Source organism: Nocardia miyunensis NBRC 108239 (assembly GCF_001613065.1).
In the GTDB taxonomy this organism is placed as follows: domain Bacteria; phylum Actinomycetota; class Actinomycetes; order Mycobacteriales; family Mycobacteriaceae; genus Nocardia; species Nocardia miyunensis.
Map to the genome: position 1 here is coordinate 19584 of NZ_BDBQ01000047.1, position 15091 is coordinate 34674.

Annotated in this window: 12 protein-coding genes; 3 read left to right on the forward strand and 9 right to left on the reverse strand. The window is 66.6% G+C overall.

All coding sequences use genetic code 11. The annotated features are described in order from the left end of the window. Window positions 1-43 precede the first annotated feature (43 nt). From NM2_RS20105 to NM2_RS20135, 7 genes are all read right to left on the reverse strand, one after another. The gene (locus tag NM2_RS20105; protein ID WP_067670862.1) at window positions 44-850 is read right to left on the reverse strand and encodes an IclR family transcriptional regulator; all 807 of its coding nucleotides are present in this window, start codon (window positions 848-850) and stop codon (window positions 44-46) included. Between the two features lie 43 nt (window positions 851-893). Then, a complete protein-coding gene (locus tag NM2_RS20110) occupies window positions 894-1664 on the reverse strand; it encodes a FadR/GntR family transcriptional regulator (protein ID WP_067670864.1) in 771 nt (256 codons plus the stop codon). A 107-nt stretch (window positions 1665-1771) separates the two neighbouring features. Further along, window positions 1772-2698 (reverse strand): quinone oxidoreductase family protein, encoded by a 927-nt coding sequence (locus NM2_RS20115; RefSeq protein ID WP_067670866.1) that lies wholly within the window; start codon window positions 2696-2698, stop codon window positions 1772-1774. Further along, window positions 2695-3966, reverse strand: coding sequence for an acyl-CoA dehydrogenase family protein (locus NM2_RS20120; RefSeq protein ID WP_067670868.1), 1272 nt, complete (start codon window positions 3964-3966; stop codon window positions 2695-2697). Before NM2_RS20120 ends, NM2_RS20115 begins: the two co-directional genes overlap by 4 nt. Window positions 3967-4057: 91 nt before the next feature. Continuing rightward, entirely contained in the window at window positions 4058-5323 is a 1266-nt protein-coding gene (locus tag NM2_RS20125; RefSeq protein ID WP_067670870.1) for an ABC transporter substrate-binding protein, read from the reverse strand. Window positions 5324-5378: 55 nt separating this feature from the next. Next, window positions 5379-6920, reverse strand: coding sequence for an ATP-binding cassette domain-containing protein (locus NM2_RS51710; protein WP_067670872.1), 1542 nt, complete (start codon window positions 6918-6920; stop codon window positions 5379-5381). After that, entirely contained in the window at window positions 6917-8986 is a 2070-nt protein-coding gene (locus tag NM2_RS20135) for an ABC transporter permease (protein WP_169816202.1), read from the reverse strand. The genes NM2_RS51710 and NM2_RS20135 overlap by 4 nt, the downstream gene beginning before the upstream one ends. Window positions 8987-9234: 248 nt before the next feature. Between NM2_RS20135 and NM2_RS47630 the strand changes: the two genes are divergently transcribed. Genes NM2_RS47630 through NM2_RS20150 form a run of 3 tightly spaced genes read left to right on the forward strand, consistent with a single transcriptional unit; the run spans window position 9235 to window position 12223 of the window. Continuing rightward, window positions 9235-10641: a 3-oxoacid CoA-transferase gene (locus NM2_RS47630; RefSeq protein ID WP_084531311.1), complete on the forward strand. Its 1407-nt coding sequence runs from the start codon at window positions 9235-9237 to the stop codon at window positions 10639-10641. Continuing rightward, the gene (locus tag NM2_RS20145) at window positions 10638-11795 is read left to right on the forward strand and encodes a thiolase domain-containing protein (protein ID WP_067670876.1); all 1158 of its coding nucleotides are present in this window, start codon (window positions 10638-10640) and stop codon (window positions 11793-11795) included. The genes NM2_RS47630 and NM2_RS20145 overlap by 4 nt, the downstream gene beginning before the upstream one ends. Next, window positions 11795-12223: a Zn-ribbon domain-containing OB-fold protein gene (locus NM2_RS20150; RefSeq protein ID WP_067670878.1), complete on the forward strand. Its 429-nt coding sequence runs from the start codon at window positions 11795-11797 to the stop codon at window positions 12221-12223. The genes NM2_RS20145 and NM2_RS20150 overlap by 1 nt, the downstream gene beginning before the upstream one ends. A 39-nt stretch (window positions 12224-12262) precedes the next feature. Here the strand turns inward: NM2_RS20150 and NM2_RS20155 are convergent, their stop codons facing one another. Then, a complete protein-coding gene (locus NM2_RS20155) occupies window positions 12263-13390 on the reverse strand; it encodes a CaiB/BaiF CoA transferase family protein (protein WP_067670880.1) in 1128 nt (375 codons plus the stop codon). Continuing rightward, window positions 13387-15045: an AMP-binding protein gene (locus NM2_RS20160; protein ID WP_067670882.1), complete on the reverse strand. Its 1659-nt coding sequence runs from the start codon at window positions 15043-15045 to the stop codon at window positions 13387-13389. Before NM2_RS20160 ends, NM2_RS20155 begins: the two co-directional genes overlap by 4 nt. Between the last annotated feature and the right edge of the window lie 46 nt (window positions 15046-15091).

Sequence of the window (15091 nt, forward strand, 5' to 3'; positions counted from 1 at the left end):
TTTCCCGTCGGACGGAATCGTGCTGTGCGCGTGGGTCCGGGCGTCAGCTGGGACGCGGAGGACCGATCGGCTTGCGGGACAACTCGCGTGCGAGTTGTCCGCCCACCTTCTGCAGGGGCCTGACCCAGCCGAGGTCGAAACGTCCACTGGGACAGCAGATGGAGAGGGCGACGACCGCGTGGCCGTCCGGGCCGAGCACCGGCACGGCGATGCACCGTTGGCCGAGTGCGGACTCCTGGATGCTCGTGGCGTACCCCTCGTCGGAGACGCGTTGCAGTACGTGTTCGATCCGATGTCGGTCGGTGAGGGTGTGCTCGGTGAACGCGGTCCGGTGAAGTGCGAGCACTTTGTCCACCGTGTATCGGTCGGAGAACGCCAACAGCGCCTTGCCGAGCGCGGTCGCGTACGCGGGCTGGCGGGTGCCCACCGCCGTCGAACACGGCAGACGACTGAGGCCGTGCACCTTCTCGACGTGCAGTACGTCCGTTCCGTCGAGCACGGCCAGATGGATGACCTGACGGATGTCCGCGAACAACTCCGCCATGTAGGGGAGTGCGATGTCCCGCAGGCCTCTGGGGCGCGACACGATCGTGTAGTTGCCGACTTCGAACATGCGCGGTGTCAGGTAGTAGCGGTTTTCGCTGTGGCCGACGAAACCGCTCTTCACGAGTTCACCGAGGATGCGGTGTGTCGTCGAGCGCGAAAGGCCCGATCGCCCGGCGAGTTCGCTGACCCCGTGCAGGGTTCGCGAATCCATGAAGGCGTCGAGCAGCCTGGTGACCTTCTCGACAGCGGAGTCCTTCTGGACTGCCGCACCGTCGGTGTTGTCATACTCCTCACCGACGGTCACGGCGCCACATCCGTCCGGTACGTGCGCAGTGTCATGGACGAGATCAATGATCCTCGACCGATGCGATGCCGGACTCCAACTTCGCGCCGAGGTGCGCCGGCACGGGTCCGCGCACCACCGAATGGAAGTACGCGATATGTTCGGCCATCGCTCTCTCGGCTGCCTCGGGGTCCTGCGCTCGGAGCGCGGCCAGCAGGGCTTCGTGCTGCGCGTGCAGGTTCGCCTGGACGTCGGGTCCTTTCTGGGCGAAGTCCAGGAGGGTGGGCTCGTTGGGAATCTGCACGAGTGCGCTGAACAGAGCCGACAGCACCCGGTTGCCAGTCGCGTCGCTGATCAACTGGTGGAACTGCACGTCGAGGAGCAGCAGTCGGCTCTCCTCGAGTCCGAACTCGGTTTCACTCTCGTATATCCGTTGCAGCTCGGCGATCTGGTCGGGTGTCGCGTGCGACGCGGCGAGGCGTGCGGCCGGCACCTCGAGCATTTCGCGAACGCTCCCGACTTCCTCGTGAGTCACCCGGCCGAGCTTGAGAATCGCGTTCATCGAATCGGAGAGAGTCGCGGCGAACGACTTGTGGTCGACGGTTCCGACGAAGCTGCCGCCGCCCGCGCCGCGTTGTGTGGAGATGAGTCCGTCGGCAGCGAGCGCTCGCAGGGCTTCACGCACGGTCGGGCGACTGACGTGAAACTCCTTGGCTAGCTCGGTTTCGCTGGGCAATCGCGTTCCCGCAGGCAGTACCGAGGTCAGGATCGCCTCTCGCAGCTGTTGCTCGACCTGTTGGCGCGGGCGGTCAACCGGTATGACTTTCAGCCGCATGTCATAAATCTATCAATCGAAGCATGGCAACCTGAATTGTGTTGGGAGCGAGTGCGTCCGCGGGTGGCCTGGGCCGCCGTTCGACGGCCCAGGCCACCCGCGTCAACTCACGGCTCGATGACGAGCTTGTGGTGGGGGGAGGCCGCAAGAGCCTCCCAAGCGTCCGACACCTGTTCGATGGGCAGTCGTCGGGTGGATACCACCAGGTCACCGGAGGCGATCCAGTCGAGCAGTTGGAGGTAGCCCGCACGCTGTCCTTCGGGCGGTACCTGGGCGCCGACGAAGCCCAGCAGGCTCTTTCCGAGGATCTCGCCGTATGACACCGTGCTCTGGCGTCCGGCGAGAGAACCGAACACCACGCAGCGGCCGTTCATCTTCGTCGCGGCGAGCGCGGCCGGTGTCTGCTGTCCGAACAGCGGGTCGATGACGACGTCGTACCCACCGTCGGACGCGGCCTTCAGGGCCTGCGCGTCATCACCGGTCAGAGTGACGATCTCGTCGGCGACGCCGCGGTCGCGCAACGCTTCGAGCGCTGGGGTGTGGCGGGCTGCCGCGACGACGCGCTTGGCCCCCAGCAACTTCGCGACCTGTACCGCGATACCGCCGGCGGCGCCGCTCGCGCCCAGAACCAGAACCGTCTCATCGGGCTGCAGGGCAGCCCGATGCTTCAGTGCGCCGTATGCGGTCGTGCCCGCGATCCCGGCGGCGACCGCCGCGGCCTCGTCCACACCGTCCGGGATCGGAATCGCCGCGGCCGCGTTGAACGGCGCACGTTCCGCGATCGAGCCGTACGGCGCCCGCACGTCCTTGAAATAGACCCGAGTTCCGTCGCCCAGCCTGGCCACCCCTTCGCGTCCGACGATCGACGGGATCGGGGGAGCACCGTACGGACCACCTGCCGCCAGCAGGCGGTCGATGGGGTTGAGTGCGGCGACGAGAACGTCGGCAACGGTTTCGCCGTCGGCGGCGACCGGCTCGTCGAACTCGCCGACGCTGGGGACACCGCCTACTTCGTTGAGGAGCGCAGCCTTCATCGGTTTCCGGCCTCCGCGTTGTCGTTCTTCTTGTCGTCTTCCTTGTAGAGCGAGCCGAGGAACGGCGGATCGGTGGGGCCGTAGCCCATGCCGAGGATCAACCGCGTCGAGCGCTCCATCGTGGTGTCCTGGTCCATCAGGGCGTGGCTGGCCAGGACGTCGATGTCGCGCCGATACCGTTGCAGCGCATTACTGGTCTGATACATGCTCGAGCCCATGCTGGTGCACAGGATGGTGATGGCTTCCTGGGCCAGACGCACGATGGTGACGTGGTCGAGTTCGATCTGACCGATCTCCTCGAGGCTCCAGAGCGCGCCGGCTTCCGACTTCTCGATGGACTGGCTGATGGTCTCGCGCCAGAGGAGCTGAGCTGTCCGGACCTTCTGCAGCGCCTCGCCCCAGCGTGCCCGGGACAGTGGGAAATCCACTCGGCGCAAGGCACCGAACGACGCTGTGCTGGATTGGAACTGATCGCGGATGATCTCGACCGTCGCCTCGGCGCAGCCCAGCGCGATGCCCGTCATCATGTTCGGCAGGCTGGCGTACACCGGATACCGGAAGAAGGATTCGACGTGGCTCACGCCGCCGTGGCGGTCGTGGGAGATGAAGTCCTCCCACAGCAGCGAGTACTTGTCCGAGACGAAGACACCGTCCAGGGTCACGCTCGAGCTGCCCGTCGCCGACATGCCCGACATCTTCCAGTCGTCGTTGAGTTCGACGTCCGAGATCGGCAGCAGGAAGATGTACGGGACCTGCTCTCCGTTCTCCTCGACCGGGGCGGTCGCCGTAGTCCAGTCCGAGTTCCAGGCGCACGAGGCGTACCGGAAGGTGCCCCAGACCTTGAAACCGCCCTCGACCCGTTCGGCATGGCCGGCGGGGGAGAGTGGCGCGGCGGCGAGTACATAGTTCCGGTCGGCGAAGAGCTCTTCCTGGCACTCCATCGACATGCGGCACACCAGCCAGCTGTGATCCATGAGGAACGCGATCGTCCACGCCATCGAGGCGTCACCGTGGGCGAGTTCGCGGGCCACCTCGGCCAGGGCCCGGATGCCGAGCCCCTGACCGCCCCACTTCTTCGGCACGAGAGCGGTAATCAGGCTCTCGACCTCCGGAATGAGGTCCTTCGGCATGTGACGCAGGGCCTCGGCGTCCGCCGCGCGCGCACGTAGGGTCGGAGCCAACTCCTGAGCACGTGCGATCAGCGCGTCCGTCGCTGCTCGCGTTGCCGCGTCCTCTGCGGGTGGGGCAGCCGGTGCGGTGATGGTCATCGGTTTCGATCCTTCCGATCAGGCAGGGCCGGAGCCGCTGCCAATGTGTTACATATATCTATTTGGTAAAAGTCGGACATTCGCGAGGTGACTACGACACCCACTTGCCGCCTGCTGCTGCGGTCCACTCGTCCTGGCCCTTGTAGTCGTAGAAGACCCACGCGCTCGAACCGACGGCCGGAGCGGCCGACGCGGCATCGAATTTCAGCGTCGGAGCGGCCATGAACACCGGGCCCTGGGAGGTGGCGAGAGCCTGTGAGATGGACTTCGCGTCGAGGCCGGCGGCGCCGATCTTGTTCATCGACTTGACCGCGAAGAGCAGGTTTCCGAAGGTCGTCGCGGCGGTGCCGAACACGGTCGACTTGGGCTCGTAGGCCGACATCGCGGCGAGGTAGGCCTTCGTCTCGTCACTGGGCGGGTCGACGTTCGCCGCGGGCATGAGGGTGGTCAGTGCGTACGTCCACTTCGGCAGGTCACCCAGGGCCGCCTTGACCGAAGGGTCGATGCAGCCGGACAGACTGACCACGGGCGCCTTGACGCCGTACTGTTGCAGCGCCTGCGCGACTGTCGCGCAGCCGGACGTCGAGTTCTCCTCGAGCAGGATGGCATCCGCCTTCAGGGCCTGCGATGCGAGCACAGCGGAGGACAGGTCGGCAGAACCCGGCTGGTAGATCCCCGCGGTGACCGTGGCACCGGCCTTCTCGGCAGCGCTCTTGATCTGTCCGTACGCCGAGGTGTTGTAGGGGTTGTCCGGAGCGATGAAGGCGATTTTCTTCGCCTTGATGTCGCCGGTCAGATAGTTCACGATCGCCGGTTGCCCGAGTGGGCCCGCGGTCGTGTAGAAGGCGTTCTTCGCAGTCGTGTCCTCGGCGGACGCGGGAACTCCACCGAGAATCGGAACCGAGTCCGCGAGGAGTTGGTGCAGCGGCGCCCCGGCGGGACCGGCCGAACCCGTCAGCACGATGCTGATGCCCTCGGTGTTGCGCATCTTCTGAGCACAGGTGAGTCCCTGCTCCTCGGTACTCGCGACAGTGCAGGAGACGACCTCGAGCGGATGCCCGTTGACACCACCGAGATGCTCGTTGACCAGCTTCACCGCCGCGTTGAAGCCCGATGTCGCTTCCGGAAGAGAGGTCGCACCACCCTCCTGGTTGACCCAGCCGATGCTGATCGGGCTCAACGAGTTGTCGGCCGGACCGGCCTTGGCGCCCACGTAGGCGAGGGCGCCGGACAGGTTGGCGTCGGTCAGCGCCGGGGCGGCCGCCGAGGAACTGCCGCCGTCGGAGCCGCACGCGGCGAGCGTTGCCGCCAGTGCCGCGATCGCCGCGAGGGCGGCGATCCTTGGTCGTTTGATCACTGCTTTTCTACTTCCTGTTTCGATGGTTCGGGTACCGGTGCACGCTCGTTTCGAGCTAGAGCACGGCGGCGTCGGTGCTTCGCTCGCCGAGATAGCTCGCCATCAGCAGCCGCTCGTCCGCACGCAACTGGGCGGCGGTGCCACTGAGGATCGGCTCGCCGTGCGCGAGGACGTAGGCGCGGTCGGAGATCTGGAGGGCGAGGGGAACGTGCTGCTCGACGAGCAGGACGCCGGCGCCGGTCTCCTCGGCGTAGGTGCGGATGACGGGTAGCAGTTCCTGGACGATCACCGGGGCGAGGCCGTGGCTCAATTCGTCCAGGAGCAGGACCTTCGGCTTTCTGCTCAGGGCCAGCGACACCGCGAGCATCTGTTGCTCCCCGCCCGAGAGCAGGCCTGCCTTGCGGTCTTTCAGCCGGGTCAGGGCGGGGAAGTAGGCGAACGCGACGTCGATGTCGGATGTCTTGCCGGGCGTGCTGCGGAAGTGCTCGGCAACCGTGAGCGCGAAGAAGACCCCACGGTCCTCGGGCACATGCAGGAGTCCACGCTGGGGCAGATGATGCGGCTGCGCCTCGTGGATCGGCTCGCCGAGGAACCGCACCTGTCCGTCGAGTGCGCCGATGAGACGTGACACGGCCCGCAGGGTGGTGGTCTTTCCGGCGCCGTTCGGTCCGAGCAGGGCCACGACCTCGCCGCTGCGCACCTCGAGGTCGACGTTGCGCACCGCCGCATAACCGTTGTATCCGGCACTGAGATTCGAGAGTTCCAGCAGCACAGTCTGTTTCGCGGCTTCTGGGGTGGTCGACGAGACGCTCACCACCGTCTGTGCCGACTCGGCCGGGGCCTCGGCGTCGTCCGGCTCCTGAGTGGAGGTGCCCAAGTAGGCCTCCATCACGCCGGGATCGTTCTTGATCTCGTCCGGGGTGCCGACCGCGATCACCTGGCCGAAGTTCAGCACGACGATCTTGTCGCACACCGACATGACCAGGCCCATGTCGTGATCGACCAGGAGCATCGACTGGCCCGCTTCGGCGAGCCGAGAAATCTGTTTGCCGAATTTCTCGCTCTCGCTGGTGTCCAGGCCGGCGGCCGGTTCATCGAGACATACGACCGCGGGGGAGCGCACCAGCGCGCGGGCGACGCCCACGAGCTTGCGCTGCCCGAGCGTGAGCTGGTCGGGCATGAGGGCCGCGAGGTGGCCGATGCCGAGCATCTCGAGGATCTCCTCGGCCGCGCCGTCCTTGGCGGGGATCCCGGTGAACAGCTCCTTGCCCATCGAGAGAGCGGTCTGCCCGAGCGGTACGGCGACGTTCTCCTGGACGGTGAGGTCCACGAACAGTTCGGCCGACTGGAATGTTCGCGCCATGCCGGCGCGGGCCCGCCGATGGGGGGACAGTCCGGAGATGTTCTTGCCGCCGAGAAACACCTCGCCTTTGCTGCGGGTGAAGCCGGTCAGCGCATCGATGCACGTCGTCTTGCCGGCGCCGTTGGGGCCGATCAGGCCGACCAGTTCGCCGGGGCCGATGTCGAAGCTGACGTCCGACAGGGCGTGGACTCCTCCGTAATTCACCGAGAGGCCTTGGGCGGTCAATACACTCATCGGGCCACTACTTCCTGCTTGCTCGGCTCGGCTTCGGGTTCGGCGGGCCGATCGGGACGCCACCTGTGGTAGGCCCAGACCGCGCCGTCGAAGATCCAGTTGAACGGCGGCGGGATCTTCTTGGAGCCCGGAGCGTTGACGATGCCGTCGGGTGTCTTGGTGACCATCAGCATCAGCAGCAGCCCGCCGACGGCGGCTTGCCAGGTGTCCGAGACGGGGATGACCAGGTTCACTACCAGGAAGCCGATTCCGCTCACGGCCATCACCGCGGCCATGAGCGCGCCACCGACGCTGCCGACACCCGCGATGTAGGCGAAGGCCAGGAAGCTCAGGCCGCTGGCCAGCTCATATCGTTCCGTGGACACCGAACTGAAGTTGTATGCGTAGAGCACGCCGGCGATGCCCGCGACCGCTGCCGACAACGCGAACGCGGTGATCTTCACCGCGGGGACGCTGAGGGTCGCCGATGCCGCCGCACGTTCGTTGCCGCGGACCGCGAGCATCCATTTGCCCAGGTGACTGCGTCTCAAGTTGACCACCAGCAGGCCCACGACGAGCGCGACGACCACACAGAAGAAGCCGAAGACCGGGCTCGGGGGTTTGCCGTCGCCGATCGGGAACGAAGCGTTGGTCCCGAAGTGGATGCCGAACAGCGACGGCTGCTCGACCGGGTCACCCTGGGGCCTGGCGCCCCACGCGGAGTTCCCGAAGCCGAAATTGCCGATGGCGACGGCGACGGCGATGGTCAGGATTGCCAGGTTGACCCCTCGGACGCGCAGCGCCGGGACAGCGAGCAGCGTGCCCACCACGGTCGCGACGATGACGGCGATGATCGGCCCGAACGGGAAACCCAGGCCCCACTCGACACAGACCCGGCTGGTGATCAGGCCGGAGATTCCGGCGAATGCGAGCTGAGCCACCGAGAGTTGGCCGACATAGCCGACGAGGATGGTGAACGGCAGGACCGTCACGAAGGCGATCACCGAGGTGATCAGGGATTGGCGGGCGCCGACGACGAATGTGAGGAGCAGGACGACCGCGACCGCGGCGATCAGCGCGGTCCGTCCCGCGTTTTTCGGCAGGGGGGAGCGCGGCAGTCGCTCGGCGATCAGTGCGCCGCGTTGGGGCAGACTCTTTCCGCGCGTCAGGAGCGTGACGATGATGACGAGGAGGATCAGCACGTCCGCGATGCCTTGGATCGGGACGCCGTGCGAGGTCGGGAACCACGTCATGGTCTGCAGGTAGGTGATGATCGACTCGCCCATGCCGATGAGCACACCGGCCGTGGCCGCTACGCCGAACGACGTGAAGCCCGCGATGAGGGCCGCCGCGAGAGCCGGGACGATCGACAGGGTGATGGTGCTCGAGTCGAGTTTGATCAGCGGCGCGACGATGATGCCGAGGAAGCCGACGAGCGTGAACGCCAGAGTCGTGTTGATGAGCGACAGGCGGTTGGGCGAGTGGCCGTGGAGCAGGGCTGATTGCTCGTTCTCGGCTGCCGCGCGTGTCGCGAGTCCGAACCGTGTCCGCCGGTAGATCACGATCAGCGGCACGGTGACCGCGGCGACGATGCCCAGCAGGATGAATCGGTTGATGGAGACCGGGGTGTCCCCGATCGTCACCGAATGATCGATTCCGGGAAGGACGGGCGTTCCCAGCTGCGCGGTCGAACCGAAGTGCAGAACTACGAGCGCCTGGATCGCCACCATCATGCCCACCGTCGCGATGAGCTTGCTCATGGCCGGTGCGTTCCGCAGCGGACGGAAGATGATCACGTCGAACAGGGCGCCGATCGCCGCGCAGAACAGGAGCGTCACGACGAGCGCGGGGACGAGCCCCCATGGACCTCCGAGTTTTATGTGGTCGAAGCCCGCGATGGGCGGCAGGAAGATCACGCCCTGACCGCGTAGCCCGTAGAAGAAGTACGCGCTCAACGTGGCGACGGCTCCGAGGCCCACGTTGATGGCACCGCATCCGCGGTAGTTGAGGACGACACCGAGCGCGAGCCCTGCGATGAGGGCACCGCTGGCCGACCCGTTGAATGCGAACGCGAGAAGTTCTCCCACGGGCATCTCCTTCGAGACTGGGCTGGATCTATGACTTCACGTCGAAGTCGTGAGACTGGAATGGCCGAAGGCGAGATTTGTAATACTTCCACTTCTTAGACCCGGAAGATCTGCATGTCAACAGCTCCAAATCAAATGTAAGACATTCACCCGGCAAGACGGCCGACTTGTCCACTGGGCATCGTGGATCACATGTGTATTCTACTAGGAGGAATCTCATTCCGGAACTGTGGAAGGTTGTGCACGGGATGGACAAGGTTGTCGCCTCGCTGGATGAGGCTGTCGCGGACATCGGCGATGGGTCGGTGGTCGGTTTCGCCGGTTTCGGGTTGTTGCACGGCTATCCCGTGAGCCTCCTGCACGCGTTGCGGCGTCGCGGGAGCCGTGAACTCACGCTGGTGTGCAACTCGCTGGGCGCGGGCCGGGACGTCCGGATGGAGTTGATCGAGGAAGGCCAGGTCAGCAAGCTCATCGCGGCCTTCTCGTCGAGACCGGGGCAACGGTCGGTGGCCGAGGACCTGATCGACGCCGGCAAGCTCGACGTCGAGCTCGTGCCCCAGGGCATCCTCGTCGAGCGGTGCCGGGCCGCCGCCGCGGGCGTGCCCGCCTTCTTCACCGCGGTCGGCGCCGACACGGTTCTGGCCGAAGGCAAGGAGACGCGCTCGTTCGGGGACCGGCCCCACGTACTCGAGACCGCGCTGCCGCTGGACTACGCCCTGCTGCGCGGATGGAAGGCCGACACCGCGGGCAACGTGGTCTTCCGGGGAGCCGCGCAGAATCTCAATCCGAGCTTCGCCAAGGCCGCGGAATGCGCGATCGTCGAGGTGGAGGATATCGTCGAGCCGGGGGAGCTGGCCCCCGGAGACATCGATCTGCCGGGGATCTGGGTGTCGCGCGTCGTACGTGCCACCGAACGGGTTTCGGTGGCGGAGCTCGCGGCAGGCGCCGCCGCCCGGCGCCGGGCGCCGGATTCGGCCAGGGTCTACTTCGACAAGACGGCGCTCACTCGCGAGGGGATCGCCCGTCGGGCCGCTCGGCTGCTACACGAAGGCGCGTACGCCAACCTCGGGACGGGGATGCCCACGATGGTGTCCAACCATCTCCATGGGCGAGACGTCACCCTGCACGCGGAGAACGGTTTTCTCGGCTACGGCGGGCTGGTCTCCGGGGATGACATCGATCCCGACGTCTACAACGCGGCCAGCCAGTTCGTCGCGGTGAACTCGGGGGCCAGCTTCTTCGACAGCGTGGAGTCGTTCGAGATGGCGCGGTCGGGCAAGCTCGACGCGGTGGTCCTGGGCGCCTACCAGGTGGATCAGGACGCCAATCTGGCGAACTGGACCACCCCGGCGCAGTCGGGTGGCGGCATCGGCGGGGCGATGGACCTGGTCAGCGGCGCGAAGCAGCTGATCATCGTGATGGAACACCAGGACAGCAGGGGACGGCCGAAATTGGTGCGGCACTGCGACTATCCGCTCACCGGCGCGCACTGCGTCGACGTGGTGGTGACCGATCTGGCGTTGCTCGTCCGCAGGGATGGCGAATTCTGGCTCGACGAGGTCGCTCCCGGCTTCACGCCCGAGGAAGTCCTGTCGCTCACCGACATGGATGTCCGCGTCTCCCCGGATGTCGTCGAGATGGAGCCGGCGGAATGAGCATCAAGGACACCGCCCGCATCGTCGGGGCATTCGAACATCCGGGCAGAAAGATGCCCGGCAAGAGCGTCGCGCAGATCCACGCCGAGGCGTGCCACGGTGCGCTCGCCGACGCCGGACTGCCGATGTCGGAGGTCGACGGGCTGTTCGCGGTCGGCGGCGACATGCGAATGCCCGGCATGGCACTCGCCGAGTACCTCGGCCTGACCGAACTGCGTCATATCGACACCACGATGACCGGTGGCTCGTCACCGGTCGCCATGCTCGGTCACGCGGCGATGGCGATCGCCACGGGGCGATGCCGGGTCGCACTCCTCACGCTGGCCAACCGGCCGCGCTCGGCGAAGGCCCTGGCCGATGGCGCCGATGTGCCCGACATCCCGTTCGAACAGCCCTACGGGAGCAAGACGACCGCCCTCTACGCACTCGCCGCGCAGCGGCACATGTACGAATTCGGTACCACCGGTGCGCAATTGGCGGAGATCAAGGTGGCGGCGGCGCACCACGCGCAGCACAACCCGCATGCGTTGCTGCGGAATCCGGTGACGGTCGACGAGGTGCTCATGTCACCGATGGTCAGTGATCCGCTGCACCGGCTGGATTGCTGCGTCGTATCCGATGGCGGAGGTGCGGTCGTGCTGGTGAGCCCGGAGCTCGCCCGTGATCTGCCGCGCCGGAGTGTGCGGCTGCTCGGCGCCGCGGAAACGGTGCGGCACACCGACAACGGGAGAATTGATCTGACCACCACGGCCGCGTCATCGACCGGTCCGCGGGCATTCGACGAGGCCGGTGTCGCGCCGGGCGATATCGACTATGCCTCCATCTACGACTCGTTCACCATCACCGTGCTCGAGACGATCGAAGATCTCGGTTTCTGCGCGAAAGGCCAGGGCGGCAAATTCGTGGCCGACGGCGCGCTGCGGGCGCCGTACGGACGCCTTCCCGTCAACACCGATGGGGGCGGCCTGTGCAACAACCATCCGGGTATGGGCGGCATGAGCAAGATCGTCGAGGCGACGCGTCAGTTGCGGGGCGAAGCGGCCCCGCAGGTACAAGTGCCGGATTGCGGACTGGCACTGGTCCACGGCAGCGGCGGCCGACTCGGTAGCCGCCATGTCGGCGCGACCGCCATCCTCGCCGGAGAGGACGCCTGATGACCACGACACTGCCGTCCCCCGCGCCCGCGATAACCGAGGAGACCCGTCCCTACTGGGAGGCCGCCGCCGCCGGCCAATTGACGCTGCCCCGATGCGGGAGTTGTTCGACCGTCATCTGGTACCCGAGAGGTTTCTGTCCGGAGTGCCAGGCCACCGACGTCGAGTGGTTCGAGGCCTCGGGGCGAGGCGTCGTGTACAGCTACACGATCAGCCGCCGGGGCCGTGCACACAACCCGGCGTTCGCCGAGGCCCCCGAGGTGGTGCTCGCCTATGTCGAACTCGCCGAGGGGCCCCGGGTCATGACGAACGTCGTCGATTGCGCCGAAGCGGATCTCCGGTGCGGGCTGCCGGTACACGTCGTCTTCCATCCGACGGACGACGGGAAGGGCGCTCTTGTTCGATTCGCTCCCGACCCGGCCGAGTGATCGCCCGTCGCACGGGCCACTCGGCCGGGCGGGAACGCCTCACGGCCACGGATTGTCGGCCGCTGTCTCGGGCAGCGGCGACAGTCCGGGGATCGCACCCGACGACGACGCAGGACGAAGCGCTGCGGCGATGGGACTGTGGAGTGCGCCGATGTCGACACCCGGACCGGTCACGCGGTGCGGCGAATCGGTGCTGACGAGCTGCTGTGTCACGGCTTCGGAAAATGTCGCGACGACGGATGCGCATACATCCTGACCGTCGAAGACCGCATGCCATTCGGCAGCGGTGCGCATTTCGATGATCTTGCTCAGCGTCTCGATGACGGCCTTCTCGTTGCCCGCGTCGTCGAAGCAGTCGGCCGGTGCGTCGACCAATTGCAGAAACCGTTGCCAGAAGCGATCTTCCAGCGCCGCCACCGCCAGATGCCGGCCATCGGACGTGGGGTAGATGCGGTAGCGGGGGCTCCCGCCGGTGAGCAGTTCGCCGCCCGGACGTGGCCATCGTCCGGATGCCTGGAACGTCGCGAAGTAGCCGTAGGCCAGCACTTGGAGGTTGTGGGCCATCGAGATGTCGAGATGGGCGCCGTGACCGGTCCGGTCCCGCTGATGCAGCGCGAGCAGGATGTTGACCACCGCAGGGTAGGTGCCGCCGGCGATGTCGGCGAGCACGCTCGGTGGCAGGGCCGGGCTTCCCGTCCTGTCCCGTACGACGTCGAGCAGTCCGGATTCGGCCAGATAGTTCAGATCGTGCCCGGCCTTCGCGGCTTGGGGCGAGGTCTGTCCGTATCCGCTGATCGAGCAGTAGACGACGCCGGGGTTGCGGCGTCGTACCTCGTCGGGACCGAGTCCGAGCCTCGTCGCGACGCCCGGCCGGAATTGTTCGACGACCACATCGGCGACGGCCGCCATTGCACGTACCCGTTCCAGCGACCGCGCATCTTTCAGGTCGGCGGCGAACGCGCGCTTACCGCGGTTGAGGATCGCGTAATTCGCGCTCGTCGGGCCGAGTTTCGGTTCGTAGGTGCGCATTTCGTCGCCGACGGGGGGACGTTCGATGCGCACGACGTCGGCGCCGGCATCGGCCAGCGTCAACGTGGCCAAGGGACCGGGGAGCAGCGTGGACAGGTCCAGGACGCGGATGCCTTCGAGCGGAAGCGGGGCAGTCATGACTGCGCCACCACCAAGTCCCGGAGGACGAACTTCTGGATCTTCCCGCTCTGGGTGGTCGGCATCCGATCGAGGACCAGTAGCCGTTCCGGGAGGAAGTGCCGGGACAGTCCCGATTCCGTCAGGTAGGCGCAGAGTTCGGGCAAGGCCAGTGTGGCGTTCTCACGAAGGGTCACTACCGCGCACGCGCGTTCCCCGAGCCGGTCGTCCGGGTAGGCCACCAGCGCGGCGTCGATGACATCGGGGTGGTCGAACAGCAGCGTCTCGACATCGGTGACGGGAATGTTCTCGCCGCCCCGGATGATGATGTCGCGAGTCCGTCCGCGGATGGTCACCCAGCCGTTCTCGTCGAGTGTCGCGGTGTCGCCGGTGTTGAACCAAAGACCTTCGGCGAAAGCGTCTTTCGTTGCCTCGGCGCGGTTGAAGTACCCGAGCGAGACTCCGGGCCCGCGCATCAGCAGGTCCCCGACTTCGCCGGGTGGCAGGTCGTGCAGGTCCTCGTCGACGACGCGGACCGCGGATGCTTCGAACGGTGCGCCGTCCGTGTGCAGGATCGCGTCGTCCTCGGATGGCGTACACGAGGTGAGGATTCCGCACTCGGTCATGCCCCATGCGGGCGCGACGTACGCCCCGAAAGCCGTCGCGGCGCGACCCGGCAGGGTGCGCGGCACGGTGGACCCGGCGATGACGATGCACGACAGTGGACACCGCTGATCTCCGGCGAGGTCGGTGCGCAGGAGGTCCTGGGTGAAGGTCGGTGCGCCGAAGAATGCGGTCACGCTCTCGGTGCGGATCACCTCCGTCGCCCACTGCGGGTCCCACCGGTCGACGAGGACGGCGGTGCCGCGCAGCAGCGCGGTGAACATGATGCCCCAGGCGTATCCGGTGTGGTGACCCATCGGCGACGCGACGAGTTGGATCATCGGATCGCCGAACAGCCGAGCCCCGAGGTGGTCCGCCATCGCCACCGCGGTGTAGTGCAATGTCTCGTGCGAGTGCATCGCGCCTTTGGGCGCACCCGTTGTGCCCGAGGTGAATCCGAGGTAGCACACATCCCCGGCATGCAGCTCGGGCAGCTCCCCGTCGGCTTCGCGGGCGAGGTCCGGCCACGGGACCTCGTTCGCGGTGAGCTCGATACCGGCGGCGTCGACGACGACGATCGTGTCGAGTGCGGGCAGGTGTTGCCGCAATCGTCGCGACTGGTCGAGCAGGTCGGTCGAACCCCAATTCGCTTGGACCACAAGCACTTTGGCGCCGCTCTGCTCGAGGATCGCCCGAGCCTGGAGTTCGCCGTAGGCGACCGGTATGCCGGTGTAGATCGCACCGACCTCGTTGATGGCGAACGCGGTGGCGGTGTACTCGACGCGGTTCGCCATCATCACCGCGACGACGTCACCCGGGCCGACACCGAGACCGGCGAGACCGACCGCGAGCCGGTGTGTCTCGGTCTCGAGTTGAGCGTAGGTGCGGTGCATCGGTTCGGCGCCCTTCGAATAACCGCGGACCGCGGTCCGATCGGGCACGGCGGCAGCGGCCTCGGACAGGAGCGATCGCAAGGTTTTTCCCTGCCAATGGCCCGCGCTGCGATATGCCGAGACCTCGGCCGCACTGATCGGCGTGTACTGATCGCCGATCACGGATGTTGAAGCTGACACAGCGTGCCTCTCCTTGTCATTTGAGATGAGTCCGCTCACCGGCTCA

Excerpts from the sequence above, each read along its gene's own strand:
- NM2_RS20155 (WP_067670880.1), bottom strand. The coding sequence starts at position 13,390 with ATGACTGCCCCGCTTCCGCTCGAAGGCATCCGCGTCCTGGACCTGTCC.
- NM2_RS20120 (WP_067670868.1), bottom strand. The coding sequence starts at position 3,966 with ATGACCATCACCGCACCGGCTGCCCCACCCGCAGAGGACGCGGCAACG.
- NM2_RS20115 (WP_067670866.1), bottom strand. The coding sequence starts at position 2,698 with ATGAAGGCTGCGCTCCTCAACGAAGTAGGCGGTGTCCCCAGCGTCGGC.
- NM2_RS20150 (WP_067670878.1), top strand. The coding sequence starts at position 11,795 with ATGACCACGACACTGCCGTCCCCCGCGCCCGCGATAACCGAGGAGACC.
- NM2_RS20145 (WP_067670876.1), top strand. The coding sequence starts at position 10,638 with ATGAGCATCAAGGACACCGCCCGCATCGTCGGGGCATTCGAACATCCG.
- NM2_RS20110 (WP_067670864.1), bottom strand. The coding sequence starts at position 1,664 with ATGCGGCTGAAAGTCATACCGGTTGACCGCCCGCGCCAACAGGTCGAG.
- NM2_RS47630 (WP_084531311.1), top strand. The coding sequence starts at position 9,235 with ATGGACAAGGTTGTCGCCTCGCTGGATGAGGCTGTCGCGGACATCGGC.
- NM2_RS51710 (WP_067670872.1), bottom strand. The coding sequence starts at position 6,920 with ATGAGTGTATTGACCGCCCAAGGCCTCTCGGTGAATTACGGAGGAGTC.